Below are 23896 nucleotides of genomic sequence, written 5' to 3'. Positions count from 1 at the left end.
GCGCGACTTCCGGAACCCACCACCCTGGCGCGCGCTGTGCAGGGAGCATTGGCCATGCTCGCACTGGGCGGCGCCTGTGCTCCGTCCTGGGCCCAGAACACCGGTGCCGGTCCCGACGCGGCGGCCATCCGGCTCAAGTCCGGCGAGTCGCTGATCCAGCAGGTACCGACGGAGGTTCGCAAGCAGCTGCCCGTTTTCATCTGGGGCGAGAGCCTGGAAGGCGAAATGGACGGGGTGACGGTCATGCAGGGCGGCGCCGAGCTGCGCCGGCACGACACCGTGATCCGCGCCGACCGCATCGAACACGACAAGCGCACCGGCGAGACCAAGGCCCAGGGCAATGTGCTCATCAACCGCAACGGCGACCGATTCACCGGCCCGGATGCCGAGGTCAACGTCAACAGCCACTGGGGACACTTCAACCAGCCCGAGTTTTCGCTGCTGAAGAACGAAGGCAAAGGCGATGCGCGCCGGGTCGACTTCATGGGCGATGACCGGACCATGGTGCACGACGGCCGCTATTCGACCTGCCCGCGACCGCCGGGCTCGACCTGGATGCCCGACTGGATCGTGCGCGCCTCGTCCATCGAACTGGACCGGGTGGAGGACGTGGGCATTGCCAAGTCGGGCGTGATTGAGTTCAAGGGGGTCCCCATCCTGGCCGCGCCCATCCTGAGCTTCCCGCTGTCGGACCAGCGCAAGACCGGAGCCCTGCCGCCCAGCCTGAGCATCAGCACGCAGAGCGGCGTGGAACTGTCGACGCCCTACTACTTCAACATCGCCCCCAACTACGACGCCACAGTCACGCCCACGCTGATGACCAAGCGCGGACTGGACCTGTCGGGCGAGTTCCGTTACCTGCAGCCCGGTTACACCGGCAACCTGCGCACGTCCTACATGCCCTCGGACAAGCTGCGCGACGACGACCGCTGGGCGGTGGCGTACCGCCACAACCACCAGCTGACCCGCCCGATTGGCGGTGGCAGCCCGATCGGACTGCGCGTCAACCTCAACAAGGTCAGCGACGACAACTACTGGCGCGACTTCCCGCGCACCATCACCTCGCTGACCTCGCGCCTGCTGCACAACGAGGTCGCGCTGGGCTGGGGCAAAGGCCCCTGGTCGGTCAGCGGCGGCATGTACCGGTACCAGACCCTGCAGGATGTGAACGCGCCGATCACGCCCCCGTTCGACCGTCTGCCGTCCATAGGTTTTTCCTACGAGCAGCCCAACCAGACCCTGTTCGGTGCCCCTGGCTGGGACTTGTCCCTCGGTACCAACGTGACGCGTTTCCAGCGGGCGGTGCTGAGCGCGGGTGTGCCCACCGGGCGGGAGATCGGCGGTGACCGTTCGGTGGCGGTGGCCCAGATTGCCCGGCGCTGGCAGGCCCCGGGCTGGTACGTCACGCCCAAGGCGCGCGTGCACATGGCGCGCTACAGCAACGACAACACGACCGGGTCCACGGTGTCGGCCACGCGCACCGTGCCCACGGTCAGCATCGACAGCGGTCTGGTGTTCGAGCGGCCGGCCGAGTTCTTTGGCACGAGCTACATCCAGACCCTGGAGCCGCGCGCCTTCGCGACCTGGACGCCGTTCCGCGACCAGAGCAAGCTGCCCAACTACGACTCGGGCGCCCGCGACTTCAACTACTCCAGCATGTTTGCCGAACATGCCTTCAGTGGCAACGACCGCATCAGCGACACCCGGGCGGTGACGGTGGGCGTGAGCTCGCGTCTGCTGGACTCGGAGACCGGGGCCGAGGTGGTGCGCCTGGGTGTCGCCCAGCGCGCCCTGCTGGCCGACCAGAACGTCACGCTGCCACGGGGCACGCCGGTCACCGAACGCCTGAGCGACACCCTGCTTGCGGGGCGTGTGCAGTGGGATCCGCTGTGGTCGCTCGACGCCAACGTGCAGTACAACACCAAGACCCGCGAGTCCCGCCGCACCACTCTCGGTGGCCGGTACACCCCAGGGCCTTACAAGGTGCTCAGCGCCGCCTACCGCATCCAGAAAGGTGTGAGCGAGCAACTCGATCTGGGCTGGCAGTGGCCGCTGTCCGGCATCTGGGGCCGCACGCCCGAACCGGTGCCTGGAAGGGCCCTCGGGCCGGGGCAGTGGTACGGTGTCGGGCGCCTGAACTACAGCATGCCCGACCGCAAGCTCATCGACGTGATTGCCGGTTTCGAGTACGACGCCGGCTGCTGGCTGGGACGTGTCGTCCTGGAGCGTCTGCAGACCAGTTCAAACACCTCGGATCGCCGCATCCTGTTCCAGCTCGAGTTCAACGGGTTCTCGAAGGTCGGTGGCAGTTCCTTGCAGAGCATCCAGGCCAACGTGCCCAAATACCAGTACCTGCGTGAAGAAGTCGTCCAGCCCAACCGTTTCCAGCAATATGACTGACCGTCCGGGAGTTCACCTCAGAGGCTTGCAGATCCTGTTGGCCGGGGGGCTGTTGCTGGGCGCGTGGCCGGCGCAGGGTCAGGCACTGCGCCCTGCCGCGGAGTTGCAGCGCCCGGTCAGCGGGCCCTCGACCCGCACCGTGGACTACATCGTCGCACTGGTCAACTCCGAGCCCGTGACCAATTTTGATGTCCGGCAGCGCATGTTGCGTGTCGAGCAGCAGTTCGCGGCCCAGGGCCGCAGCCTTCCTCCTCGCGACCAACTGGCGAAGCAGGTGATGGAGCAACTCATCGTGGAGAGGGCGCTGTTGCAGCAGGCCACCGAACAGGGCGTTCGGGTGGACGAGGCCACACTGGCGCAGGCCGAGCAATCGCTGGCGGCTCAGAACCAGCTCAGTGTGGAGGCCTTCCGGCGGCGGCTGGCCGCCGAAGGCATGGACATCAACAAACTGCGCAACGAACTGCGCAACCAGGTGCTGCTGCAGCGCCTGCGCGACCGTGAGGTGGAGGCGCGCGTGCGCGTCACCGAGGCCGACATCGACCGCTTCATCGCGGAGCGGCAGGCCGCCCGTCCCGAGGGGCTGGAACTCAACCTGGGACACGTGTTGGTGCAAGTGCCCGAGGGAGCCGGCACCGACAAGCTGCGTGAGCTGGAAGCCCGGGCCCAGGGGGTGGCCGACCGGTTGCGCAACGGTGCCGATCTGGCGGTACAGGCGCGCGAGTATTCAGAAGCGCCCGAGGCGTCCAGTGGCGGCCTCCTCGGGTTCCGGCCGCTGTCGCGCCTGCCCGAACTGTTTGTGCAGGCCACACGCAACCTGCCGGTGGGCGGCGTCGCCGGGCCCTTGCGCAGTGCGGCCGGGCTGCACGTGCTCAAGGTGGTGGACAAGCGCCAGGCACCGTTGCCCGAACTGAGCGTCGTGCAGAGCCGCGCGCGCCACATCCTGCTTCGTCCGGGCGCTCAGCTGAGCCAGGACGAAGCCATTGCAAGGCTGAACAGCTATCGCCAGCAGGTCGCTGCGGGGCAGGCCAGCTTTGAAGATCTGGCCCGTCAGCACAGCCAGGATGGCTCTGCCCGCCAGGGCGGCGACCTGGGATGGGTGTCGCCCGGCCAGTTCGTGCCCGAGTTCGAGCAGGTGATGAATGCGCTGCGCCCTGGTGAGGTGTCGCAACCGGTGGTGTCGCGGTTTGGTGTGCACCTGATCCGCCTGGAGGAGCGTCGCCAGGCCGCGCTCAGCGAACGCGAGCAGCGCGACATGGCGCGCGAACTGGTGCGCGAACAGAAAGCCGACGACGCGATCAACGCGTGGACCGAAGAGGTGCGCAGCCGCGCCTTTGTCGAACTGCGCGAAGCGCCGCAGCCTTGAGTCGTCACCGGCACGCCCGCGCATGAAGCATGTCGCGCGAAAGCGCTTTGGTCAGCACTTCCTGAGCGACACCGCCGTCATCGATGCGATCGTCGCAGCGATAGCGCCCTCGCCATCGGATGCCATGGTGGAAATCGGTCCGGGTCTGGCGGCCCTGACCCAGCCGCTGGTCGAGCGCCTCGGACGCCTGACGGTGATCGAGCTGGACCGGGACCTGGCGGCCCGCCTGCGGGAGCACCGCCTGCTGGATGTGGTCGAGTCCGACGTGCTTCGTGTGGACTTCACCGCGCTGGCCGCGCGCTGGCCAGGCCGCAAGATCCGTGTGGTGGGCAACCTGCCCTACAACATCTCCAGTCCGATCCTGTTCCACCTGCTCGATCATGTCGCGGTCGTTCAGGACCAGCACTTCATGCTGCAGAAAGAGGTCATTGACCGTATGGTGGCCGCACCGGCCACCGCCGACTACGGGCGCCTCTCGGTGATGCTCCAGTGGCGCTATGCCATGGAGAACGTGCTGTTCGTGCCGCCGGAGAGTTTCGACCCACCACCCCGGGTCGACAGCGCGGTGGTGCGCATGGTGCCGCTGGTACAGCCGCCAGCGATGGATTTCAGGACCTATGGCGACCTGGTGCAGACCGCGTTCAGCCAGCGCCGCAAGATCCTGCGCAACACCTTGGGCAGATGGCTGGAAGCCCGTGGCTTTTCGGGCGACTTCGACCTGCAGCGCCGGGCGGAAGAGGTGCCGGTGGCGGAGTACGTCGCACTCGCGCAAGCCGTCCAGGCATGAAAAAAGCCGCTGCATGGGCAGCGGCTTCTCAAGGTTCTGCGGTTGATCAGGCCGCGGTCAGCCAGTAACCCGCATTGAACGGGCTGCTCATGCGCAGCGCCATCGGGCTCACGTCCAAGATCTTGTCCGTGGGCATGGGCTCTTCGTTTTCCACCTCGATCGGCTCTTCACCTTTTGGGGCGCGCGCGACCGAGAAGGAATAGAAGCAGCGGAACGGGATCTTGCGATCGCTCCAGTAGTCGGCCGCGTCGCGGAAGATGTCCAGCAACTGCTCGCGCGCTTCCTTGTCGAACTTGGCGTGCGCCGGGATGTGTTCGAGCACGACGATGAAGCCGGTTTGCGGGCCCGATTTGTGGACCAGATCGGTCATGCAGTCGTAGAGGGCGTCGAAGTTCTTGCCGAAATGCGGCGGCAAGGTGTACTGCGCTGCGATCAATTCGAGCACGTCCTGCTTGCTCTGGGCCTTGGCCAGGTTGGCATACAGGAAGTGGTGACCCAGCTGCTCGGCGGCGGCCTGCAGGTCCTTCACGCCGAAAGCGCGGATCGACTGAACGATGTTGGTACGAACATTACGAAGTGGCGTGTCCATCTCCGCGTCTCTTTCTACAGTCAAAGTTGAAAACGAAATCCACTCACATCACCGCGGGTCACTGCACGATCAGCCGGAAGCTGCTGTAGTGGTCCTCGGTGTAATAACAGGCATCTGGCGAACGTGGCTGCTGGCCTCCGCACACGATCCGCCTGGCCCCGCGGTGTCTCAACCCCGGCGTGGGCACTGTGTATTCCCGGTAATAACCCCGTTTCTGGCTGGGCAGCAGGCGCTCTCGGTTGCCGAACACGGTGCCGTCCTTCTCATACCGGAACGGACCACCCTGGCGGATCTGCTCCATGACATCCTGTCCCTGTGGCGGCAGGCCGGTGAAGGCCACCGAAGCCACCGCTGAGCCGGGAAGTACGGAAGAAGGGGTCCGGGCTTGCACCAGCATGGTGCTCAGCGACGTCGCCAGAACCGCTGCAAGGGCCAGTCCCACGACCAGCCCGACACGGCTCCTTGTTGCCCGGATCGGTTGCAGACCCATCAAAGTCCCTGTGTTCCTGAAGCCATCCACCTGCCCCGGGGGCGTTCGCTCAGCGCGAATTGAGCCCCCTTGTCGGGGTGGGTTAACCCTGAAATACAAGCGCGCAAGTGTGCCTGATGCGCTGCAAAAAAGCAAGTTGTTGCTGCTTAATTAAGCAGGTTGAGCAGGGGCAATTGTGAAAATTAGTTAGTGCTTGCTATATGCATCAACCTTGACGCTGCACGTTGGCTTCGGCAACCGTGAGGGCAGTCATATTGACGATGCGGCGGACGGTGGCGCTGGCGGTGAGAATATGCACAGGTTTTCCCACCCCCAGCAGCATCGGGCCGATGGCGATGTTGCCGCCAGCCGCGGTCTTGAGCAGGTTGTAGGCGATGTTGGCCGCGTCGATGTTGGGGCAGACCAGCAGGTTGGCGTCGCCCTGCAGGGTCGAGCGCGGCATGATCGAAACCCGTGCATCGGCGTCCAGCGCCACGTCGCCGTGCATCTCGCCGTCCACCTCCAGCCATGGTGCATTCGATTGTAGGATGGCCAGGGTCTCGCGCATCTTGACCGCGCTGGGCTGGTTGCTGGAGCCGAAGTTGCTGTGCGAGAGCAGCGCCGCCTTGGGCGTGATGCCGAAGCGCATCATCTTGCGGGCCGCCATCTGGGTGATCTCGGCCAGCTGTTGGGCCGTGGGGTCGTAGTTGATGTGCGTGTCCACCAGGAACACCTGGCGGCCGGGCAACATCAGCGCGTTCATGGCGGCGTAGCAGTTGGAGCCTTCGCGCTTGCCGATCACCTGGTCGATGTAGTCCAGGTGCAGCTGGGTGTTGCCCCAGGTGCCGCAGATCATGCCGTCCACGTCACCGCGACGCAGCAGCATGGAGCTGATCAGGGTCAGGCGCCGGCGCATCTCGATCTTGGCCAGCTGCTCGGTCACGCCGCGGCGTTCCATGAGCTGGTGGTAGGTGGTCCAGAGCTCGCGGTAGCGTGCGTCCTGCTCGACGTTGACCACGTCGTAGTCCAGACCCTCTTTCAGGCGCAGGCCGAACTTCTCAATGCGCTGGGCGATGATGGTCGGGCGGCCGAGCAGCGTCGGGCGGGCCAGGTTCTCGTCGACCACGATCTGGCAGGCGCGCAGCACCCGCTCCTCTTCGCCCTCGGCGTAGGCGACGCGCTTCTTCAGTGCCGTCTTGGCGGCCGCATACAGCGGCTTCATGATGGTGCCGGAGGCAAACACGAAGCTCTGCAGGCGCTGCTTGTAGGCGTCCATGTCGGTGACCGGTCGCAGCGCCACGCCGCTGTCAGCCGCAGCCTGCGCCACGGCCGGCGCGATCTTCATCATCAGGCGCGGGTCGAAGGGCTTGGGGATCAGGTACTCGGGGCCGAAGGCCAATTTCTCGCCCGCATACGCGGCGGCCACCACCTCGCTCTGTTCGGCCTGGGCGAGCTCGGCAATCGCGTGCACCGCGGCGATCTCCATCTCGTCGGTGATGGTCGAGGCGCCGGCGTCCAGCGCACCGCGGAAGATGTACGGAAAACACAGGACGTTGTTGACCTGGTTCGGGTAGTCGGTGCGGCCGGTGGCCATGATGGCGTCGTCGCGCACCGCCTTGACGTCTTCGGGCGCGATCTCGGGGTTCGGGTTGGCGAGCGCGAAGATCAGCGGGTTGGCGGCCATCTTGGCGACCATCTCCTTCTTGAGCACGCCACCGGCTGACAGGCCGAGGAAGACGTCGGCGCCTTCGATCGCCTCGCTGAGCGTGCGCTGCTTGGTCTTCTGAGCGAACACGGCCTTGTCAGGGTCCATGAGTTCGGTGCGGCCTTCGTAGACCACGCCGGCCAGGTCGGTGACCCAGATGTTTTCGCGCGGCAGGCCCAGCTTGACCAGCAGCTGGATGCAGGCCAGCGCGGCGGCCCCGGCGCCCGAGGTCACCAGCTTGACTTTCTTGACGTCCTTGCCCACGACCTTCAGGCCGTTGAGCAGGGCAGCGCCGACCACGATGGCGGTGCCGTGCTGGTCGTCGTGGAAGACCGGGATCTTCATGCGCTCGCGCAGCTTGCGCTCAATGTAGAAGCAGTCCGGCGCCTTGATGTCTTCGAGGTTGATGCCGCCGAAGGTGGGTTCGAGTGCCGCGATGATCTCGACCAGCTTGTCCGGGTCCTTCTCGTTGATCTCGATGTCGAAGACGTCGATGCCCGAGAACTTCTTGAACAGCACGCCCTTGCCTTCCATCACCGGCTTGGCCGCCAGCGGGCCGATGTCGCCCAGACCCAGCACGGCGGTGCCGTTGGTGATGACCGCCACCAGGTTGCCGCGGCTGGTGTACTTGAAGGCGTTGACCGGGTCGGCCACGATTTCTTCGCAGGGCGCAGCCACGCCGGGCGAGTAGGCCAGCGCCAGGTCGCGCTGGTTGACCAACTGCTTGGTGGCGGCAATGGCCACTTTGCCGGGGACGGGTTTCTCGTGGTATTCGAGGGCGGCGCGGCGCAGCTCTGCGCGCTTGTTCTGTGCTTGTTCGGTGCTCATTGGACTGTCTCCGGCGAGGTGATTCTGCAATGCGAAACGCTATTGCGCATTCTAAATCTTGGGATTCGGCATGACCATCGTTTTTTTGCGAACGGATGGTTCGGGTGCCTGTGACATTCTGGGCCGGAATCCGGCGCGCGCAAGCACGGTTTTCCACAGCAAAAAGCCGCCCCGGGGGCGGCTTTTTGCTGCAAGGGGTCCGGAATCAGGCCGGCGCCGGTGCCTCGGTCTGCAGTTGCAGGTGTGCGGTGGGCTGGGAGGGGCGGCACTGCATCCACACGGCGCGGGCGCTGGACTCGCACTGCCCGCACTGGGTGGCCACACCCATGTCGATCTGGATGTCGTCGAAGCTCGCGCCGCAGCGCGCGGCCTGGGCGATGGCTTTGTCGTTCACACGGCGGCAGACACAGACGATCATGGTGGCAAGGGGTCAGAGGAAGAACAAGCAAATGATAATTGCTCGCATTCAAACCGCAAAGTCCCCTATGTGCCCAGGGAATTGACCCCCGGTGTCCGGGGGATCTCCGGTCAGCCCTCGTCGCCCATCTGGCTCTGCAGATAGTTCTGGATGCCCACCTTGTCGATGAGTTCGAGCTGGGTTTCGAGGAAGTCGATGTGTTCCTCGGTGTCGTCCAGGATCTTCATCAGCAGGTCGCGAGAGACGAAGTCGCGCACCGACTCGCAATAGGCGACGCCGTCCTTGATGGTGGCCTGCGCACCGCGCTCCAGCGCCAGATCGCTGCCCAGCATCTCGGGCACGTTTTCGCCGATGTTGAGCTTGCCCAGGTCCTGCAGGTTGGGCAGGCCGTCGAGCATGAAGATGCGGTCCATCAGCCAGTCGGCGTGTTTCATCTCGCCGATCGACTCTGAATATTCCTTCTTGGCCAGCTTGTCCAGGCCCCAGTGCTTGAGCATGCGGTAGTGCACGAAGTACTGGTTGATGGCGGTCAGCTCGTTCTTGAGTTGGGCCTGCAGGTGGGCAATGGCTTGCGGGTCGCCTTTCATGGTGAGCTCCTTTCTTGAAAATTGGCAGCGCTCGACCCGCATTGTGGCGTCGCGCCGCGCCGACACCAAACGCCGGACAGGCAGCCGCACTTCGGCAGTTGAATAATGAGAATGATTCTCATATACTGAGTCATCTGTTGACCGCCAGCCAGCCAGGCTCCGTTGCGACGCCTGTTTCCTGCCAGCCAGCGATGGAACCCACCGGCATGGAGGCCCTCCCGTGAATCATCCCGACACCCCGATCAACGCCTGCTGCGACGAGGAATATGTGCTGCCCTCGGTGGAGGCACTCATGGCCGGCACGCTGGCCCTCATGACCGGCTATGCGCAGGCCGCCGCAGGCGACCTGCACCGGTCGCTGCTGGCGCGCAAGCTGGTGTCCAACCTGTTTTTCCTGTCCGAGCACCCTCAGGTCTCGCCCCACATGCGCTGCATGCTGGCCAACCTGAGAACGCGCTGGCAGCTGGAGGTCGAACAGGGAGGTGCCCCGAGGTGCGTACCGGCCCCCACGCCGCTGTGGCACAGCGCACCGGAGGTGCTGCAGTGAGTGGCCGCCCCGCCATGGCCAGACACGAAGCGAGGACCCTGGTGGTGCGCGAGCTGGTGGCCGAACACGGCGTCCTGTCGCGGCGGCTGGCACAGCTGCAGCAGCGTGTTGGCGATCAGTTGCAGGCCAGCGCCCGGCGGCAGGCGGCGCTGGACGGAGAGAACATCCGGTTGCGCGGCGAACTCGTGCGGATGCGCACGGCCGTGGCCTGGGACCTCCGGTCGGCAGCGCTGGTCCCGCGGGCCGCGACCGGCCCGCGTGGTCTTGCTCCGCGCATGGCTCCCGGGCTGCTCGAGGCCCAGGCCGTGATCTGCCAGACCGGCTGTGCCGGCCACGCCCACCCCTGGCTGGAGCCCGACGGACAGTGCCGGCGCACCGGGCAGGCCTGTGATCGGCTGGAGGACGAGACCCTGTCCACCGCCACCCGCGGGGCTGGCCCGTCGGACCCGGAGTGACCCTGCCCGCAGTGGTCGCATCGGGGGGCACCGGGGTGGTGCCCGGCGGACGGGCGCACCATGGCGCCCCGGCCCTGCGGTCATCCGATGGGAGCGTCCCATGATCCCTCCCCACACGTCCGGTCCCGCGGCGGAAAGCGGCGACTGGCGCACCGAACACGATTCCATGGGCGCGGTGTCTGTGCCGGCCCAGGCGCTCTACGGTGCGCAGACCCAGCGCGCCGTGCTCAATTTTCCAGTCAGCGGCCAGCCGATGCCCCCGCTCTTCGTGCGCGCGCTGCTGCAGCTCAAGGCCGCCGCCGCGCAGGCCAACGGCGAGCTGCTGGCCATTCCCGCCGCCGAGGCCGGGGCCATCGCGCAGGCCTGCGCCGCGCTGCTGGCGCTGGACGATGCGGCGCTGCTGCCGCACTTCCCGGTCGACGTCTTCCAGACCGGCTCGGGCACCAGCAGCCACATGAACGCCAACGAGGTGATCGCCACGTTGGCCAGCCGCACGCTGGGCACGCCGGTGCACCCCAACGACCAGGTCAACGCCAGCCAGAGCAGCAACGACATGGTGCCCAGCGCCATCCACGTGGCCGCCGCGCTGGCCCTGCACCAGCGCCTGCTGCCGGCGCTCGACCACCTGGTGGCGGTCACGCAGGCCAAGGCCGCGCAGACCCATGCCTACGTCAAGACCGGGCGCACCCACCTCATGGACGCGACGCCGGTGCGCATGGGCCAGGCGCTGGCCGGCTGGGCGGCGCAGCTGGAGGCCGCGGCCGGGCCCCTGCGCGCTGCGGCCACCGCGCTGCAGCAGCTCGCGCTGGGCGGCACCGCGGTGGGCACCGGGGTGAACGCCGACCCGCGTTTCGCGCCGCTGTGCGCCGCCGCGCTGGCAGGCGCCACAGGCCTGCCGTTCGCGCCGGCCGCCAACCGCTTCGCGCTGATGGGTGCGCAGGACACGGCGGTGGCCACATCGGGCGCGCTCAAGACGCTGGCGGTGGCGCTGATGAAGATCGCCAACGACCTGCGCTGGATGAACTCCGGCCCGCTCGCGGGCCTGGGCGAGATCGAGCTGGAAAGCCTGCAGCCGGGCTCGTCCATCATGCCCGGCAAGGTCAACCCGGTGATCCCCGAGGCCACCGCGATGGTGGCGGCGCAGGTGATCGGCAACGACACCACCCTCACCGTTGCCGGGCAGTCGGGCAACTTCGAGCTCAACGTGATGCTGCCGGTGATCGCGCGCAACCTCCTGGAGAGCATCGGCCTGCTGGCCAACGTGATGCCCCTGCTGGCCGACAAGGCCATCGCCAGCTTCAGGGTCAACGAGGCGCGGCTGCAGCAGGCGCTGGCGCGCAACCCGATCCTCGTGACGGCGCTCAACCCGCTGATCGGCTACGCAAAGGCCGCCGAGATCGCCAAGCAGGCCTACCGCGAGGGTCGGCCCATCGTCGATGTCGCGGTCGAGCACACCAACCTGCCGCGCGAAGAGCTGGAGCGGCTGCTCGACCCGGCGCGGCTGACGGGAGAGGACACGTAGCCCCCACGCTCCGCCGCTGCGCGGGTCGCTGCCCCCCCGAGGGGGTGCGAATTCAGCTTGGGGCGGCCCGGCGCTGAATTCCTGACCCCCACGCTCAACCGCTCAGGCCATCGCGCGCTCGGGCGCGGCGTGGGTCGGTGCAGCAGGGGCTGCGGCGGTGCGGGCGGTGTCCTGCGTCTGCGCCTGGGCCGTCTGCTGTGCCTGCGCCAGGTGCTGCTCTGCGGGTTTTGTCTGCGCCTCCCGCACGCCGAACTCGCTGACCGGCGCGCTGGCCTGCACCATCGCGATCCGTTCGCCGTCCTTGCTCAGGTGAAAGGCGCGCACCTCGCCGCGGTGCGCATGCGCCTGCGCGTGGCTCACCGCTGCTGCGCTGACGCGGTCGATGCGCTCGTCGTCCAGCCCCCGGGCGCGCAGCCCGGGTGCCAGCTGCTCGCGGGCCAGCGCGTGGTGGCGCTGCTGTTCGGGCGTGAGCGAGGTCTGACTCGAGCGCGTCGGCGCGGCCTGAGGGTTGCGGGGCTTCAACTCGGCGGGCAGCTCCGGCGGCGTCAGGCCGCGCTCCTTGTAGGCCTCGCGGATCGCGCCCAGGTGACCGATGTCCCGCCACAACTCGTTGGCCCCTTGCTGTACGCGCCCGGCCTGACGCTGCTGCGCCAGCGCCCTGGGCCAGCCCTGGTCGACGTTGTTGTGCGAGTCCTTGTTCGCTTGCAGTGCCTCCACCGTGCGGCGGCCCTGCGCCACCACGCCAGCGAACTGCTGGTGCTTCTGCGCCAGCTGCTGAGGGCTCAGCGCACGGTAGTTCTCCAGCGGTTCGTGGGGCAGGGCGCGTGGGTACTGCTCGTGCACCGCGTCGCTGTAGGCCCCGCGCACCGCATCAAGGGGCTTCTTGCCGGCGTCGATGTGGCGGGCCAGGGCGTCGTTCACATCGTCCTTGTCCACCTTGGGGAAGCGCGCGTGCATCGCCTCCCAGCCCTGGTCGATGCCGGCCCGGCCCTCGAAGTAGCGCCCGTTGCGTTCGGCTTCCTGGCCGAAGGCGGTGCTGGCCGCGTCCAGCCGGGTCTGCAGGCGTGCGCGCTCGGCCGGGTCGGTGGTGTGCGAAAGATCTTCCCTGAGCCCGTTGACCTGGCGCAGCAGGCGGCCTTCCTTCGACACGTAGTCATAACCCAGCTGCCCCACCTCGCGCCCCAGCGTCTTGCTCCACTGCTGCAGGCGCGATTCCTCGTAGAGCTTCTCGGCGCCATAGGCTGCGGCGCCACCGGTGGCCAGACCACCGACCACCGGGCCGACCGGCCCTGTGACCGGGCTGGTGAGCGCGCCTGCGGCCGCGCCGGGGATGGCGCCCACAGTGGCAGCGCCTCCAGTGACAGCGGTCTTGACGGTCTGGTTGGCCGTCTCCTCGCCCCCGCGCACCCACTGCTCGCGGTTGGAGCGTGCGGTGTCGATGGCGGCGTCGACCTGGCCTTTGGCGTCCACCACGCCGTAGGCCGTGCCCAGCACGCCCGCGGCTTTGCTGGCGGGACGGATGCCGTGCTGGATGGCGGTGGAGAGGGGCAGCCGGTTGTCGATGGTCTTGACCAATTCCGCGGGTTCGTAGAGCTGGCGGTTGGGCGTCAGAAACTGCCTTGCGCCACCTGGTTTGGTGACTTGGCCGTCCAGCTCGCTGGTCGGCGCCACGGTGTTGACGAAGACTTCGGTGGGCGCTTTGGGAGTGATCTTGTAGACGTCGTATTGGGGCGATTCGCTGGCGACGGGGAGGGCGAAGTGTCGCGAGAGGTTCTTGCGTTGCTGGATGGCTGCGTCGAGGTCGGCTTCCTTGGCCCAGAACGGAGAGTAGGGTGAAGGTTGCTGGCCTTTGGGGACGATCTTGACCAGGGGCTCGTCGAGCATCTCCATGCGGGGGAGTTCGCGACCGGAGGTGATCTGTTTGATGGCTCGCTCTTGGAGATCAGGCAGCGGCGTGTTGGGTGAGGCCTCATGCAAGAGGTCGAGATAACGCTCGCCTCCAGGCGTTTCAAGAAAGCCCAAGGCGGCTTCTTTGCTCACCCCACGAGTCACAAAGGTTTCCGATTTGGCGACAACGTCTTGTGGGTATCGCTGCTTTAGGGCTTCTGGCGTCAGGTCGGGGTCGCTCATGAAGCATTCCCCATGCCTTTGGATTTGGCAGCCACTCGGGCTTCAAATTTCGCCAGGATCCGCTTTTCCTGCTCTGACAAACCGCCTTCCAGTTCGATGCCGAAGTCCACGTAGGCGCTCTCCAGGTCTGGATCCGCAAATTCGCGAAACAGACCTTCAGACGACATTGCCCAGCGGAACGGCAGCTCGAACCTGTCCGGTATCGGCTCCAGAATGCGGCCGGCCTTGGCGTCGTCGATCATGGGTTGCATGACCTTCAACACATGTTGAACGCTCTCCTCATTCGGATACTGCTGGCAAACCCATTCAAGGCGCTCGGCGGCGGCCTTGAGCTTGGCGGGATCGATCTTCTGTGTCATGGCGGCTTCCCTGAAAACGGTTGTTGTGAACGACGAACCGGGATGTTCCCACACCCCGGCGCCGCCCGGTTCAACCGCTTGCGGTCCGCCGCAACAACCCCCGGGTGGCGTGGTCCGGCTCAGTCTTCAGGCCACCGGCACCCAGTGGTTGTCGAGCTGCAGCGGTGCCGAGGTGGGGCGGGCCTCGCCCTGCGTGCCGAGCACGCTGCCGGCGCCGCCCAGCCACCAGTGGCCGTCGCGGCTGGCCAGGGCGCAGGCTTCGCGGTGCGCCAGTGCGCGTTGCCAGACCCCGCGCGCGTCGTACAGCGCCAGCTGGTTCGTGCGCGGGCAGCTGACGGCGAAGCCGCCACCCGGCCAGGCGCAGATGTCGCCGCCGTAGCCGGCCACCGGCGGCTGGCCCTCGGCGGGGCGCAGGGTGCGGCCGTCCCACACCGCGAGCACCGGCGCGCCGGCCTTGTCGCTGGACTGCGGGTGTTCGGCCTGCAGCGCGATGCCCAGCGTGCCCGAGACCGGGTCGAAGGCCAGGTGGCGCAGGCTCAGGAACGGGTCGGCCAGGCGCCACTGACCCAGCAGCTCTCCGTTGGCGGGGTGCAGCGCGACGAGGGACGAATCCATGCGACCGAGTTCGCGCTTGCTGCGCCCGGTTTCGGGCAGGGTGGGAATGCCGCCGTTGGCCACCATCAGCGTGCCGGCGGGCAGGTCGCCCACGGCCTGCGGCAGCGCCAGTAACTGGTGCGGGTCCATGCCGTGCGTGGCCCACTCGCCGGTCTTCTCCAGCGACGCCGCGTCGCGCACGCCGATGCGGCCTTGCGCGGTGTCGAGGTCGGTCTCGGTGGTCCAGAGCGTGGCGCCGCCGGTGCGCGAGATCACATGGCCGTTGAAGCGTCGGTCCTCGCCGATCCAGTGCCACTGCGTGCGGCCGCTGGCCTGGTGCCAGCGCAGCAGCCAGTCGCCCGGCCGCCGCGCGACCGCCAGCACCGACCCGCCCGTCTCGACCCACAGCCCGTGCGCCCGCGTCGGCACCGCGAGCGACCGCTGCACCGACCACGAGGTGTCACCGACCGCCAGCAGCCCGATGCGCTGCTCGTCTTGCTGCTGCCAGGACGCGAGCAGGGTGGCGTCGGAGCGAGCGGCACGCGCCGCAGGCCACAGCACAGCACCCGCAGCCATCACCAACAGGTGCCGGCGCGAAATGCCTTCATCCAGCGGCCACCGCGGAACCGGCTTTGCCGGGCCGCCAGTGGCGTCCCCCCTCCGGGGGGAAGACGCCGAAGGCGGCGCAGGGGGGGTTCTTTTAGTCTCCATCCGCATCGGAAAACCCCAGCGGCACATCCAGCGCCGCCGCCACCTCCGCCTGGAACAGCGTGGTCACGCCCTTGAGCGTTTTCGACAGCGCCATCAGCTCCTTGTCGCCCGCCTTCGCGGGCAGCGCGGTGATGGCGGCGTCGGCGCGGTCCAGCGCCTGGTCCCAGCGCTGCGCCAGCGCAATGTGGCCCTTGCCCATCAGCAGGGCCTCGATGGGCACCAGGCCCTGGCCCGGCTTCGGCGGCCGGGCGCGCTGCGCGTCGCTCAGGCGCGCCTGCGCCCGCAGCGCCCGCCACTGCGCGCGCCATTCGGTGGCGTTGTCGCTGGCGGTCGCGCGGGCGAACTCGGGCGCATGGTCTTGGCCGGCCGTGCGGGCCTTCTGCACCGGCTGCTCGATGTGGGCCCAGCGCAGGCGCTCCAGACCGCCCAGCCACTGGTTGATCCATTCGGCGAAGGCGCTGCGGGCGGCGTCCTCGTCGCTGGTCCAGTCGCGTGCGGCGAGCAGGTCAAAGCCTGCGCGCAGCGCCACCGCCTCGGCCTCGATGCCCTCGGCCACCAGCACCAGGTAGGGGCAGTGGGCGGGCGAGGGTGGGGCGGCCAGCAGCTGCTCCATCGCTGGAAAGCCCTTGGCCGGTGTGCCGACGGACTCCATGTCCGCCAGTGTCTTGGGCGCGCGCGCCAGCGCCTTGGCCAGCAGGGCCGGCCGCGTGGGCCAGAAGTCGATCTGCCGCTGCGAGCGGCGCTCGATCACCGGGCCCAGCGCGGGGGTGGACAGGGCGTTCCAGGCCAGCAGGGCACGGCGCCAGGCGTCCTTCAGCGCCGCCGGGGCGGCAGGGCCAGCGCAGTGCTGGCGCGCGGCGGCGGTCAGGGCCTTGGCCTGGGTCTCGAAGTCGCGCGCCAGCGGCGGCAGGTGCTGCGCATACAGGCCCTGCAGCGCGTCCTCGCCGCTGTAGTAGGGGAAGGCGAGTGCGCCACCGGTCTGCGCGTGCAGACTGGTGACGGGCAGCGCCGCGATGGCCAGCAGGCCGGCCAGGGTGTGTCGGCGGTTGATCATGTTTGCGCCTTCACAAGGAGTTGACGAACGCGACCAGCGCGTCGCGGTCACGTTTCGAAAACTTCAGCACCTGGTCCTTCGACGCCTGTGCCTCGCCGCCATGCCACAGCACTGCTTCGAGCACGCCGTTGGCGCGGCCGTCGTGCAGCAGGCGCTGGTGGCCGTTCACGTCCTTGAACAGACCCACGCCCCACAGCGGCGGCGTCTTCCACTGCCGGCCATTGGCCTGGAAGTCGGGCCGGCCGTCGGCCAGGCCTTCGCCCATGTCGTGCAGCAGCAGGTCGGTGTAGGGCCAGATGCGCTGGCCGGCCACCTTGGGGCTGGTCAGGCGCGGGAACAGCGGCTCGCCGGTGGTGTAGCTAGGCCGGTGGCAGGCGGCGCACTGGGCCTGCGCGAACAGCGCCTGGCCGCGCAGCACCTGCGGGTCGTCGGGCTTGCGGCGCGCGGCCGGGGCCAGGGTGGCGGCGTAGAACACCACATCGCCCAGGGTCTGGTCGTCGATCTCGGGCACCTGCGCGCTGGCCTGCGACGAGGGTATCAGGCCGTCGTGGCCGGTGCGCTTGCCGCCGCCGTGCGGCGCGGCCAGGCAGTCTTTCTGCGCGGGCGTGCAGGCCTCGCGCCAGTTGACGCTGCTGGTGATGCCCATGTCGCCCAGGAACGCGCCCGCGCTCTGGTGTGCCAGGCTGCCGGTGTTGGCCTTCCAGCCGAAGCGGCCGATGACCTCCTTCTGCGCGAAGGCGTCCCAGACGCGGTTGGGCTGGCCCTTGACCGGGCCGGGCGCGGCGGCCTGCTCGCGCGCGTTGGCCAGGATCTCGCTCTCGGGAATCGCTTCGAGCAGACCCAGGCCGGCCATGTGCGGCGCGATGCGCGGGCTGACCATGACGTCCCTGGCCATGGCGCCGTAGCCGAGGTCGGTGAAGGTGTAGACCGGCTGGTGCAAGGTGTAGCGGGTGCCGTCGGCGAAGCGGCCATGCACCGGGGTGCTGCGGATGCGCACCGTGCCCTCGGCCTTCACGCCCTGGATGGCGGCGTTGTTGAACTGGTCACCGTAGGTCGGTTCGGGCACGACGCCGTCGTGCGGCGCGGGCGTGCCGGGCACCGAAAGGCGGAACAGCAGCGCGACCGTCGGGTCGGGCTCGGGGCCGAGCGTCTTTTTCCAGTCGGGCGGCGCACCGCGGCCGTCCATCACGTGGCAGCCGGCGCAGGAGCGCGCGATGAAGTGCGGCCCCAGGCCGTCGCGCGCCGTGGTGGAGGCGGGGGCCTCGACCCAGTTGCGCTTGAAGAAGGAATTGCCGATGACAAAGCGCGTGCGCTCGGCATCGTCCAGGTTGGCCAGCGGGAAAGAAAAGGAGTTTCTGCCCGTGGTGTGCACGGTGGTGGCGCCGCCGGTGAACTCGCCCAGCGGGTCCGGGTCGGCGTCGGCGGCGGCGGGTCCGATCAGGGCCCAGACCGCCGCGCCGATGGCGGCGGCCCCCATGGCTGGCGCGAAGCGCTTGGCTGTGGGAAGGAGGTTCATGAGGGATCAGGGCTCCACGAGGGTCAGCTTGGCGATGCCGACGGCCGAGGCGGATTCCACCAGCAGCTTGGACTGCGACACCAGGCTGGCGATGGTCTTCTCGATGGCGGGGCGGCCGGCCGAGCCCTTGACGATGGCGCGGTCGAACGGCGCCGGAATGGCTTCCGCACCCTTCACCGAGTCGGCGATCTGGGCCGTGGTCTTCTCGGCCAGGGCCGGGTTCTTCGCGGCCACCAGGTCGCGCACGCCCGGGCCCTTGAGCACGCTGCCGTCGCGGCGCGTGTACTCGCCGGTCCACACGTTCTGGATGCCCTTGGCGTTGGTCACCACGTCGCGGTGGGTGTTGTCGGAGAAGCAGGAATGTTCGTCTTCCTGGTCCTGCGAGTTCAGCGCCACTTCCATGCGCTCGCCCGAGAGTTCACCGCGCGAGAGCGAGCCCAGGCCGACGATGATCTTGCGCACCGACTCCTTGCCGCCCTTCTCGAACTTCGCGCGGTAGTTCTTGGCGTTCGGCTCCCAGGCCTTGGTCACGGTCGTCAGGTCGTCGACCAGCAACTCGGTGGCCACGGTCAGGTACTGCGCGCGGCGCTCCGCGTTCTGGCCCTTGCCCACCACATAGTCCTCGAACGACCGGTTGCCCGGGCCGGTCTCGCTCTGGTCCTGGCCCCACAGCAGGAACTCGATGGCGTGCCAGCCGGCGCTGATGTTCTCCTCGCCGCCGCGTTCGTTGGCCTTGGCCAGCGCGGCCTTGGTGATCTTGAATTTGGCGTTGTTGACCATGCCCGCGCCGGGCTTGCCGGTCACGTAGTCCACATAGGCCTCGTCCAGCGGCCAGGCGTTGATCTGACCCTCGGGGCCCTTGTCGTCGTCGATCGGGCCGCCGTAGAAGCGGAAGGCCTCGGTCTGGCCGTAGAACTCGCGGGCATGAAGCCAGGCCTTGCGGGCCTTGGTCAGACCGTCGGCCGACGGCGCCTTGGTGAACTCGGCGATGGCGGCCTGCAGGTCCTTGGCGGCGGCCAGGGTGTCGGCGTAGTTGGCGTGCACCAGGGCGGCGTAGTGGGCCGCCACGGCCTTGTGGTCGACGGCTGCGGCCGCCGCGGCCGCGGGTGCGGCGGTCTGGGCGTGGGCCGGCAGCGAGGCGGCGGTCAGGGAAGCCAGGGCCAGCACGGCGGCGGCGACGGTGTGCAGTTTCATCGGTGGTTGCTCCTGAGAAAATAAATGAGAATGATTCTAGTTTGAAAAACTTAAGATTCGTTGACGCCATTCACCGGATGTCGACCGGGCCTGGTGAGGATTGTTCGCGGCGCAAGGATCTGAAAGGCTCGGCACAGGCCCAGGGGCGCAGCCAGTGCGTTCGCCAGGCCAGCAACTGACCCACGCCCAGCGCGCTGCCGGCCAGCAGCATGGTCCACACCAGCACCGCCATCGACGGCCGGTCGGCCGACAGGCAGGCCAGCAGCGAGAGCAGCAAGGCGGCTGCGCCCAGGGCCCGCAGCCGCCGGCGCGGGCCTCGGACCTCGTCGGCGTGCCGGTGCATCACCTGGCCCCAGTGCACCTCCATCGCCAGCGCGAGCCAGGCCATGCCGCTGAAGCTCAGCGCCGCGGCCAGCAGCAGCCACAAGGTTTCAGACATGGGCCACCTCCGCCACCGCATCGCTGCCCGCCGGGGCGGCTGTCGCGCGAGGCGCAGCCTGCTCGCGCCGGGCCAGCTGGCGCGCCGCCCAGCCGGCGATGGCCGCGCTGGCCAGCAGGCTCAGGTCCACGCCGGCCACGGCCCAGTAGGTCTCGGTGAACACGGTCTTGACCAGGTGGTCGCCGGTGGTGAGGGCGTTGAGCGCCACCGCGGCCACGGCCAGCGCCGCGATGGCCCAGCACTGCTCGCGCCAGGCCGGGTTCATGCGCGCCTGCGCCACCGGGGCGCTGCGCACCAGGGCGTGCACCAGGGCCAGCGCCCAGACGCCGAAGAAGACCGCCTTTTCCCAGTCGCCCTTGCCCGCCAGGTCGGGCGGCAGCAGGCGGTTGGCCACCAGCATGCCGATGGCGGCGATCACCATGCCGGTGACCGTGGTCACGGCCAGCGCATCGACGATGCGGCTGCCCTGCCCGCCCGCCTTTGCGTGCTGCTGCTTGCGCTTCTCGACGAAGAAGACGAAGCCGGTGGCGATGCAGACGCAGCCCAGCAGACCGCCCAGCACATAGAGCCAGCGCAGGAACCAGTGTTCGAAGTGCTGCAGGTGCAGGCCGGTGAGGAACTCGTTGACTTCCGAGACCGGGCTGCGCGGCGGGTCCTCGCGCAGCAGCTCGCCGGTGCTGCCTTTGAAGTGGATGCCCTCGCCCACCAGCGCCACGCGGTCGCTGCCGGCGCGGTACAGGCTCACATAGCTGTTGGCGTCGCCCACGTGGTGCACCACCAGGAAGCCCACCTCGCCCGCCATGTCGCGCGCGGCCCAGCGGCGCTTGGCCTCGGCCACCATCGCGTCCACCGAGGCCAGGGGCGCGGGCACACCGGCGGCCTCGTGGGGCAGGCCGGTCTCCTGCGCCTCCATCACCTCGTGCTGGTCGTGCAGGCCCTTGAGCTGGAACTGCGAGACCGGCAGGAAGTAGAAGGCCGCAAAGATCACCAGGCCGGTGAAGGCGAAGAAGAAGTGGAAGGGCAGCGCGACCACGCCGGTCATGTTGTGCAGGTCCAGCGCGCTGCGCTGGGTGTGCTTCTTCGGCCGGAATGTGAAGAACTCGCGGAAGACCTTGCGGTGGATCACCACGCCGCTGACCAGGGCGGCCAGCATCACCAGCGCGGCCAGGCCGACGAGGAAGATGCCCAGGTTCTTCCACGACCAGTTCAGGCTGTAGTGCATGGGATAGAACCAGTCGCTGCCGATCTTGAGCTGGTCGGCGCGCACCACGGCGCCGCTGCGCGGGTCGATGGTGGTCTCGCCGTGGATGTGGTTGTGGCCCTCCGGGTCTTTGGCCAGCGGCACCTTGAAGCCGACGCCCATGCGCAGCACCGGGTCGCGGTGCGTGGTGTAGGCCCAGTACTCGTCGGCCGGCAGCTCTAGGCGCGGCGTCATCGGGCCTTTGGCCGGGTCGTGCAGCGTGGCCATGTTGGCCGCGTAGTCGGCCTCGTCGGGCTCGATCTTCCTGAACGCCGGCAGCAGCAGTTGATCGAACGACGGCATGGGCTGCGGGTCGAAGCGCGTCTCGGGAATGGCCCAGCGGTCGATCTCGCGGTCGAACACCGAGAGCGAGCCGAAGAAGAACACCACGATCAGCACGAAGCCGATCACCAGGCCGAACCAGGTGTGCAGCCAGGTCATGGACTGCCGGAAGTTCTGGAACACGGGGTTTCCTTTCAGGACAGGATGGCGCGCTGGAGGGCCCAGGCGGCGGTGAACAGCAGGGCCGCGCCCCCGGCCAGCACGGCCCAGACGCGGGCGATGCTGGCGGCGGCGAAGCTCCAGAGGAACAGGCCCAGGAACACCAGGAAGGCGAGCATGAGCACGCCCATCTCGGCGTCGTGGTACGCCACCCCCAGGCCCACCAGCGCGGCCACGCCGGCCGCCGCGAAGCCCCAGGTGAAGGCGTAGGCGCCGAAGATGCCGGCGGTCACGCGGGCGGTGATCGCCGGCCAGCGAAGCGACTTGTGGGGATGTGCCATGGTGGAGGTGTGCTGAGGATGGGAGGAGGCGGGGCCACTCAGAAGCGATGCTTGAGCGCGAGGGTGAACTTGCGCGGCTCTCCCTGCGTGTAGCCGCTCCACGAGCTGTCGTAGAAGACCTTGTCCAGCAGGTTGCTGATGTTCATTTGCACAGAGGTGCGCGGGGTCAGGGCGTAGGCCGCCATGACATCCACGAGCGCGTGGGCGGGCTGCCCGACCCGCTCTTCCAGACCGGTGACCGGGTGGGTCGCCGTGACCGGAGGCCTGCTTTCCCACACCAGACCGCCGCCCAGGCTCAGCTTCTGCAGGGCACCGCCGAGGGTGTGCCGGGTGAACAGCTTGAGTTGCTGGCGCGGGTGCTCGGTCACCACATGGGCGCCCTGTGCGTCGCGGGCGCTGAACTGGGTCCAGCCCGCGCCCAGTTGCCAGCCGGGAGCCACTTCGCCCGACACCTCCAGTTCGACACCCTGCGACTCGACCCCCTGCGCAGCGCGCGAGGCCACGGTCGCGGTGCCCGGTACGAAGTAACCCGCATCGGGCGTGGCGAGGTTGTCCTGGTCGGTGCGGAACACGGCGGCCGAGGCGTTGAGCCTGCCGTTGAAGAACTCGCCCTTGATCCCGACTTCCGAGCTGTCGCCTTCCAGCGGATCGAGGTACTGGCCGTTGCGGTCCTTTTCGGTCTGAGGCTTGAAGATGGTGGTGTGGCTGGCGTAGACCGACAGGTGGTCGTTCAGGTCGAAGACCACGCCGGCGTAGGGCGTGAGGACGCTGCTGTGCCGCAGGGTGTAGGCCTCGGCGGTCCAGGCGCCGACCTCACCCTGGCGTTTCCATTGGCTCGCACGCCCGCCCACGATGAACTTCAGCGCGTCGGTGATCTGCAGGCGCGACGCCGCATAGGCGCCGGTCTGGGTGGTCGTGTCCCGGCTGGCCAGGTAGAACGGCGACATGGCCGGTTCGGGGTAGCTGCCGTCCCATTCGTTGAAGTTGCCCACCTCGGGCAGGCCCGAGATGGCGTCGCGGTTGTCCCAGCCGTCCTTGAGCTGGCTGTGCATCACGCCGACGCTGAGTTCGTGTTCCCGCCCGCCCAGGCGGAAGGGACCGCTGGCCGAGACGCTGGCGTGGTTCTGCGTGGGCTCGGCGTGGTAGTGGTAGGGATAGGCCGACATACCCAGGCCGGTGGTCCGGTCTGGCGTGCCCCACACCCACAGCAGCTTGGAGTCTTCCACCTGCTTGCGGTGGGCGAGGTCGGCGCGCACGCGCCAGCGGTTGGCCAGCCGGTGTTCCAGGCTGGCGAAGGCCGTGGTCTCTTCGGTGTCCCACTGGTTCCAGCGTGTGGCGGTGGTCTTGGAGCGGTCCCATTGGGTGCGCCCCCCGTCGGCGTACCAGTAGGTCAGTCCCCCCCAGTAGACACCGTTGCGTCGGCGGGTTTCCTGGCTCGCGCCCACGCTCAGGCGCGTGCCGGGGGCCAGGTCCGCGTCCACCACGCCGTAGAACAGGCTGCCACGGGTGTTCTCCAGGTCGATGAAGGCGTCCTGGGCGTCGGCGCTCAGCACCACGCGCCCGCGCACCGAGGCGTCGCTGTTCAGGGGCGTGCTCAGGTCCAGGGTGCCGGCGCGGTGGTTCCAGCTGCCGATCGCCGTCTCCACCGTGGCCGTGAAGGTCTTGCTGGTGGCGTGCTTGCGCACCAAGTTGATGGCCGCGGACGGGTCGCCCGCGCCGTTGAGCAGTCCGGTGGCGCCGCGCACCACCTCGATCCGGTCGAAGGGCGCGGTGCTGATGGTCTCCGCGCCGATGTTGCCGGTGAACATGGGCACGCCATCGAACTGGTAGTTGGTGATGAGGAATCCGCGCGCCGACAGGCCGTTGCGCCCGCGGTCCATGCTCTTGAGCGAGACACCGGGGGTGGCTCGCAGCGCGTCCTCGACCGTGTCCATCGCCTGGTCCTGCATGCGCTCGCTGGTCACCACACTCACCGACTGTGGCGTGTCGCGGATCGAGAGTGGCAGGCCGGTGGCGGTCGACGAGGCTTCCGTCGTGTAGGAACCCGAACCCTCCGAGGTGGCGTCGGGTGTTCGCTGGGCCTTGACGGTGACGGGCGCGAGCGAGGCTTCTTCGGTCGGCTGGGCCTGGGCCGGCAGGGGCAGCAGACAGGCGACGGACAGCGCCGCGCAGAGGGACGTGAGGGGGTGGTGCATGGCGGATCGGGT

Annotated in this window: 20 protein-coding genes and 1 pseudogene; 6 read left to right on the top strand and 15 right to left on the bottom strand. The window is 68.3% G+C overall.

Annotation, left to right across the window (positions count from 1 at the left end; genetic code table 11):
- The first annotated feature begins 54 nt into the window (after window positions 1–54).
- From HPS01S_RS18530 to rsmA, 3 genes are read left to right on the top strand one after another with little or no spacing between them, the layout of a single operon-like run.
- Window positions 55–2400 carry an LPS-assembly protein LptD gene (locus tag HPS01S_RS18530; RefSeq protein ID WP_133158221.1) on the top strand — a complete coding sequence of 782 codons (2346 nt, stop codon included), beginning with the start codon at window positions 55–57 and terminating at the stop codon, window positions 2398–2400.
- A gap of 25 nt (window positions 2401–2425) precedes the next feature.
- Window positions 2426–3763, top strand: a complete 1338-nt coding sequence (locus HPS01S_RS18525) for a peptidylprolyl isomerase (protein WP_255284249.1) — start codon at window positions 2426–2428, stop codon at window positions 3761–3763.
- Between the two features lie 22 nt (window positions 3764–3785).
- Window positions 3786–4550 carry a 16S rRNA (adenine(1518)-N(6)/adenine(1519)-N(6))-dimethyltransferase RsmA gene (gene rsmA / locus HPS01S_RS18520; RefSeq protein WP_066159502.1) on the top strand — a complete coding sequence of 255 codons (765 nt, stop codon included), beginning with the start codon at window positions 3786–3788 and terminating at the stop codon, window positions 4548–4550.
- Window positions 4551–4743: 193 nt separating this feature from the next.
- Here rsmA and HPS01S_RS18515 read toward each other — a convergent pair.
- From HPS01S_RS18515 to bfr, 5 genes and pseudogenes are all read right to left on the bottom strand, one after another.
- A pseudogene (locus tag HPS01S_RS18515) lies at window positions 4744–5139 on the bottom strand (barstar family protein); the annotation flags it as partial.
- Between the two features lie 58 nt (window positions 5140–5197).
- The gene (locus tag HPS01S_RS18510) at window positions 5198–5629 is read right to left on the bottom strand and encodes a guanyl-specific ribonuclease (protein ID WP_066159496.1); all 432 of its coding nucleotides are present in this window, start codon (window positions 5627–5629) and stop codon (window positions 5198–5200) included.
- A gap of 205 nt (window positions 5630–5834) precedes the next feature.
- Complete coding sequence (locus HPS01S_RS18505) at window positions 5835–8141, bottom strand: NADP-dependent malic enzyme (protein ID WP_066159492.1); 2307 nt, start codon at window positions 8139–8141, stop codon at window positions 5835–5837.
- A gap of 205 nt (window positions 8142–8346) precedes the next feature.
- A complete protein-coding gene (locus tag HPS01S_RS18500) occupies window positions 8347–8559 on the bottom strand; it encodes a (2Fe-2S)-binding protein (protein WP_066159489.1) in 213 nt (70 codons plus the stop codon).
- 110 nt (window positions 8560–8669) lie between these two features.
- Entirely contained in the window at window positions 8670–9146 is a 477-nt protein-coding gene (gene bfr / locus HPS01S_RS18495; protein WP_066159482.1) for a bacterioferritin, read from the bottom strand.
- Window positions 9147–9366: 220 nt separating this feature from the next.
- Between bfr and HPS01S_RS21875 the strand changes: the two genes are divergently transcribed.
- The 3 genes from HPS01S_RS21875 to HPS01S_RS18480 all read left to right on the top strand — a co-directional run bounded on the left by HPS01S_RS21875 (window position 9367) and on the right by HPS01S_RS18480 (window position 11670).
- On the top strand, window positions 9367–9693 hold the full coding sequence (locus HPS01S_RS21875; protein ID WP_066159479.1) for a hypothetical protein: 327 nt from the start codon (window positions 9367–9369) through the stop codon (window positions 9691–9693).
- A 14-nt stretch (window positions 9694–9707) separates the two neighbouring features.
- Complete coding sequence (locus HPS01S_RS18485; RefSeq protein WP_066159476.1) at window positions 9708–10148, top strand: hypothetical protein; 441 nt, start codon at window positions 9708–9710, stop codon at window positions 10146–10148.
- Window positions 10149–10248: 100 nt separating this feature from the next.
- Window positions 10249–11670, top strand: coding sequence for a class II fumarate hydratase (locus tag HPS01S_RS18480; protein ID WP_066159473.1), 1422 nt, complete (start codon window positions 10249–10251; stop codon window positions 11668–11670).
- Between the two features lie 102 nt (window positions 11671–11772).
- Here HPS01S_RS18480 and HPS01S_RS18475 read toward each other — a convergent pair whose 3' ends face one another.
- The 10 genes from HPS01S_RS18475 to HPS01S_RS18430 form a co-directional block, all read right to left on the bottom strand.
- Window positions 11773–13710, bottom strand: a complete 1938-nt coding sequence (locus tag HPS01S_RS18475) for a hypothetical protein (RefSeq protein WP_157576450.1) — start codon at window positions 13708–13710, stop codon at window positions 11773–11775.
- An 86-nt stretch (window positions 13711–13796) separates the two neighbouring features.
- Window positions 13797–14159, bottom strand: coding sequence for a hypothetical protein (locus HPS01S_RS18470; RefSeq protein ID WP_066159467.1), 363 nt, complete (start codon window positions 14157–14159; stop codon window positions 13797–13799).
- A gap of 126 nt (window positions 14160–14285) precedes the next feature.
- Window positions 14286–15329: a DUF1513 domain-containing protein gene (locus HPS01S_RS18465; RefSeq protein WP_066159464.1), complete on the bottom strand. Its 1044-nt coding sequence runs from the start codon at window positions 15327–15329 to the stop codon at window positions 14286–14288.
- A gap of 124 nt (window positions 15330–15453) precedes the next feature.
- Window positions 15454–16518 carry an imelysin family protein gene (locus HPS01S_RS18460; RefSeq protein WP_066159460.1) on the bottom strand — a complete coding sequence of 355 codons (1065 nt, stop codon included), beginning with the start codon at window positions 16516–16518 and terminating at the stop codon, window positions 15454–15456.
- A gap of 10 nt (window positions 16519–16528) precedes the next feature.
- Window positions 16529–18034: a di-heme oxidoreductase family protein gene (locus HPS01S_RS18455; protein ID WP_241559748.1), complete on the bottom strand. Its 1506-nt coding sequence runs from the start codon at window positions 18032–18034 to the stop codon at window positions 16529–16531.
- Between the two features lie 6 nt (window positions 18035–18040).
- On the bottom strand, window positions 18041–19228 hold the full coding sequence (locus HPS01S_RS18450) for an imelysin family protein (RefSeq protein WP_066159456.1): 1188 nt from the start codon (window positions 19226–19228) through the stop codon (window positions 18041–18043).
- Between the two features lie 70 nt (window positions 19229–19298).
- Window positions 19299–19667 carry a DUF3325 domain-containing protein gene (locus HPS01S_RS18445; RefSeq protein WP_084397515.1) on the bottom strand — a complete coding sequence of 123 codons (369 nt, stop codon included), beginning with the start codon at window positions 19665–19667 and terminating at the stop codon, window positions 19299–19301.
- Entirely contained in the window at window positions 19660–21372 is a 1713-nt protein-coding gene (locus HPS01S_RS18440) for a PepSY-associated TM helix domain-containing protein (RefSeq protein ID WP_066159453.1), read from the bottom strand. Before HPS01S_RS18440 ends, HPS01S_RS18445 begins: the two co-directional genes overlap by 8 nt.
- 11 nt (window positions 21373–21383) lie before the next feature.
- Window positions 21384–21689: an iron uptake protein gene (locus tag HPS01S_RS18435; RefSeq protein ID WP_066159450.1), complete on the bottom strand. Its 306-nt coding sequence runs from the start codon at window positions 21687–21689 to the stop codon at window positions 21384–21386.
- A gap of 38 nt (window positions 21690–21727) precedes the next feature.
- A complete protein-coding gene (locus HPS01S_RS18430; RefSeq protein WP_066159447.1) occupies window positions 21728–23884 on the bottom strand; it encodes a TonB-dependent siderophore receptor in 2157 nt (718 codons plus the stop codon).
- Between the last annotated feature and the right edge of the window lie 12 nt (window positions 23885–23896).

It is taken from the genome of Hydrogenophaga pseudoflava NBRC 102511 (genome assembly GCF_001592285.1).
Taxonomy (GTDB): domain Bacteria; phylum Pseudomonadota; class Gammaproteobacteria; order Burkholderiales; family Burkholderiaceae_C; genus Hydrogenophaga; species Hydrogenophaga pseudoflava.
Note: the sequence above shows the minus strand (reverse complement) of the source record. Positions and strands in the feature narration are given on the sequence as shown.

Coding starts and splice junctions, on each gene's coding strand:
- HPS01S_RS18530 (WP_133158221.1), top strand. CDS start 55: ATGCTCGCACTGGGCGGCGCCTGTGCTCCGTCCTGGGCCCAGAACACC.
- rsmA (WP_066159502.1), top strand. CDS start 3,786: ATGAAGCATGTCGCGCGAAAGCGCTTTGGTCAGCACTTCCTGAGCGAC.
- HPS01S_RS18510 (WP_066159496.1), bottom strand. CDS start 5,629: ATGGGTCTGCAACCGATCCGGGCAACAAGGAGCCGTGTCGGGCTGGTC.
- HPS01S_RS18505 (WP_066159492.1), bottom strand. CDS start 8,141: ATGAGCACCGAACAAGCACAGAACAAGCGCGCAGAGCTGCGCCGCGCC.
- HPS01S_RS18500 (WP_066159489.1), bottom strand. CDS start 8,559: ATGATCGTCTGTGTCTGCCGCCGTGTGAACGACAAAGCCATCGCCCAG.
- bfr (WP_066159482.1), bottom strand. CDS start 9,146: ATGAAAGGCGACCCGCAAGCCATTGCCCACCTGCAGGCCCAACTCAAG.
- HPS01S_RS18485 (WP_066159476.1), top strand. CDS start 9,708: ATGGCCAGACACGAAGCGAGGACCCTGGTGGTGCGCGAGCTGGTGGCC.
- HPS01S_RS18480 (WP_066159473.1), top strand. CDS start 10,249: ATGATCCCTCCCCACACGTCCGGTCCCGCGGCGGAAAGCGGCGACTGG.
- HPS01S_RS18470 (WP_066159467.1), bottom strand. CDS start 14,159: ATGACACAGAAGATCGATCCCGCCAAGCTCAAGGCCGCCGCCGAGCGC.
- HPS01S_RS18465 (WP_066159464.1), bottom strand. CDS start 15,329: ATGGCTGCGGGTGCTGTGCTGTGGCCTGCGGCGCGTGCCGCTCGCTCC.
- HPS01S_RS18460 (WP_066159460.1), bottom strand. CDS start 16,518: ATGATCAACCGCCGACACACCCTGGCCGGCCTGCTGGCCATCGCGGCG.
- HPS01S_RS18455 (WP_241559748.1), bottom strand. CDS start 18,034: ATGAACCTCCTTCCCACAGCCAAGCGCTTCGCGCCAGCCATGGGGGCC.
- HPS01S_RS18450 (WP_066159456.1), bottom strand. CDS start 19,228: ATGAAACTGCACACCGTCGCCGCCGCCGTGCTGGCCCTGGCTTCCCTG.
- HPS01S_RS18445 (WP_084397515.1), bottom strand. CDS start 19,667: ATGTCTGAAACCTTGTGGCTGCTGCTGGCCGCGGCGCTGAGCTTCAGC.
- HPS01S_RS18435 (WP_066159450.1), bottom strand. CDS start 21,689: ATGGCACATCCCCACAAGTCGCTTCGCTGGCCGGCGATCACCGCCCGC.
- HPS01S_RS18430 (WP_066159447.1), bottom strand. CDS start 23,884: ATGCACCACCCCCTCACGTCCCTCTGCGCGGCGCTGTCCGTCGCCTGT.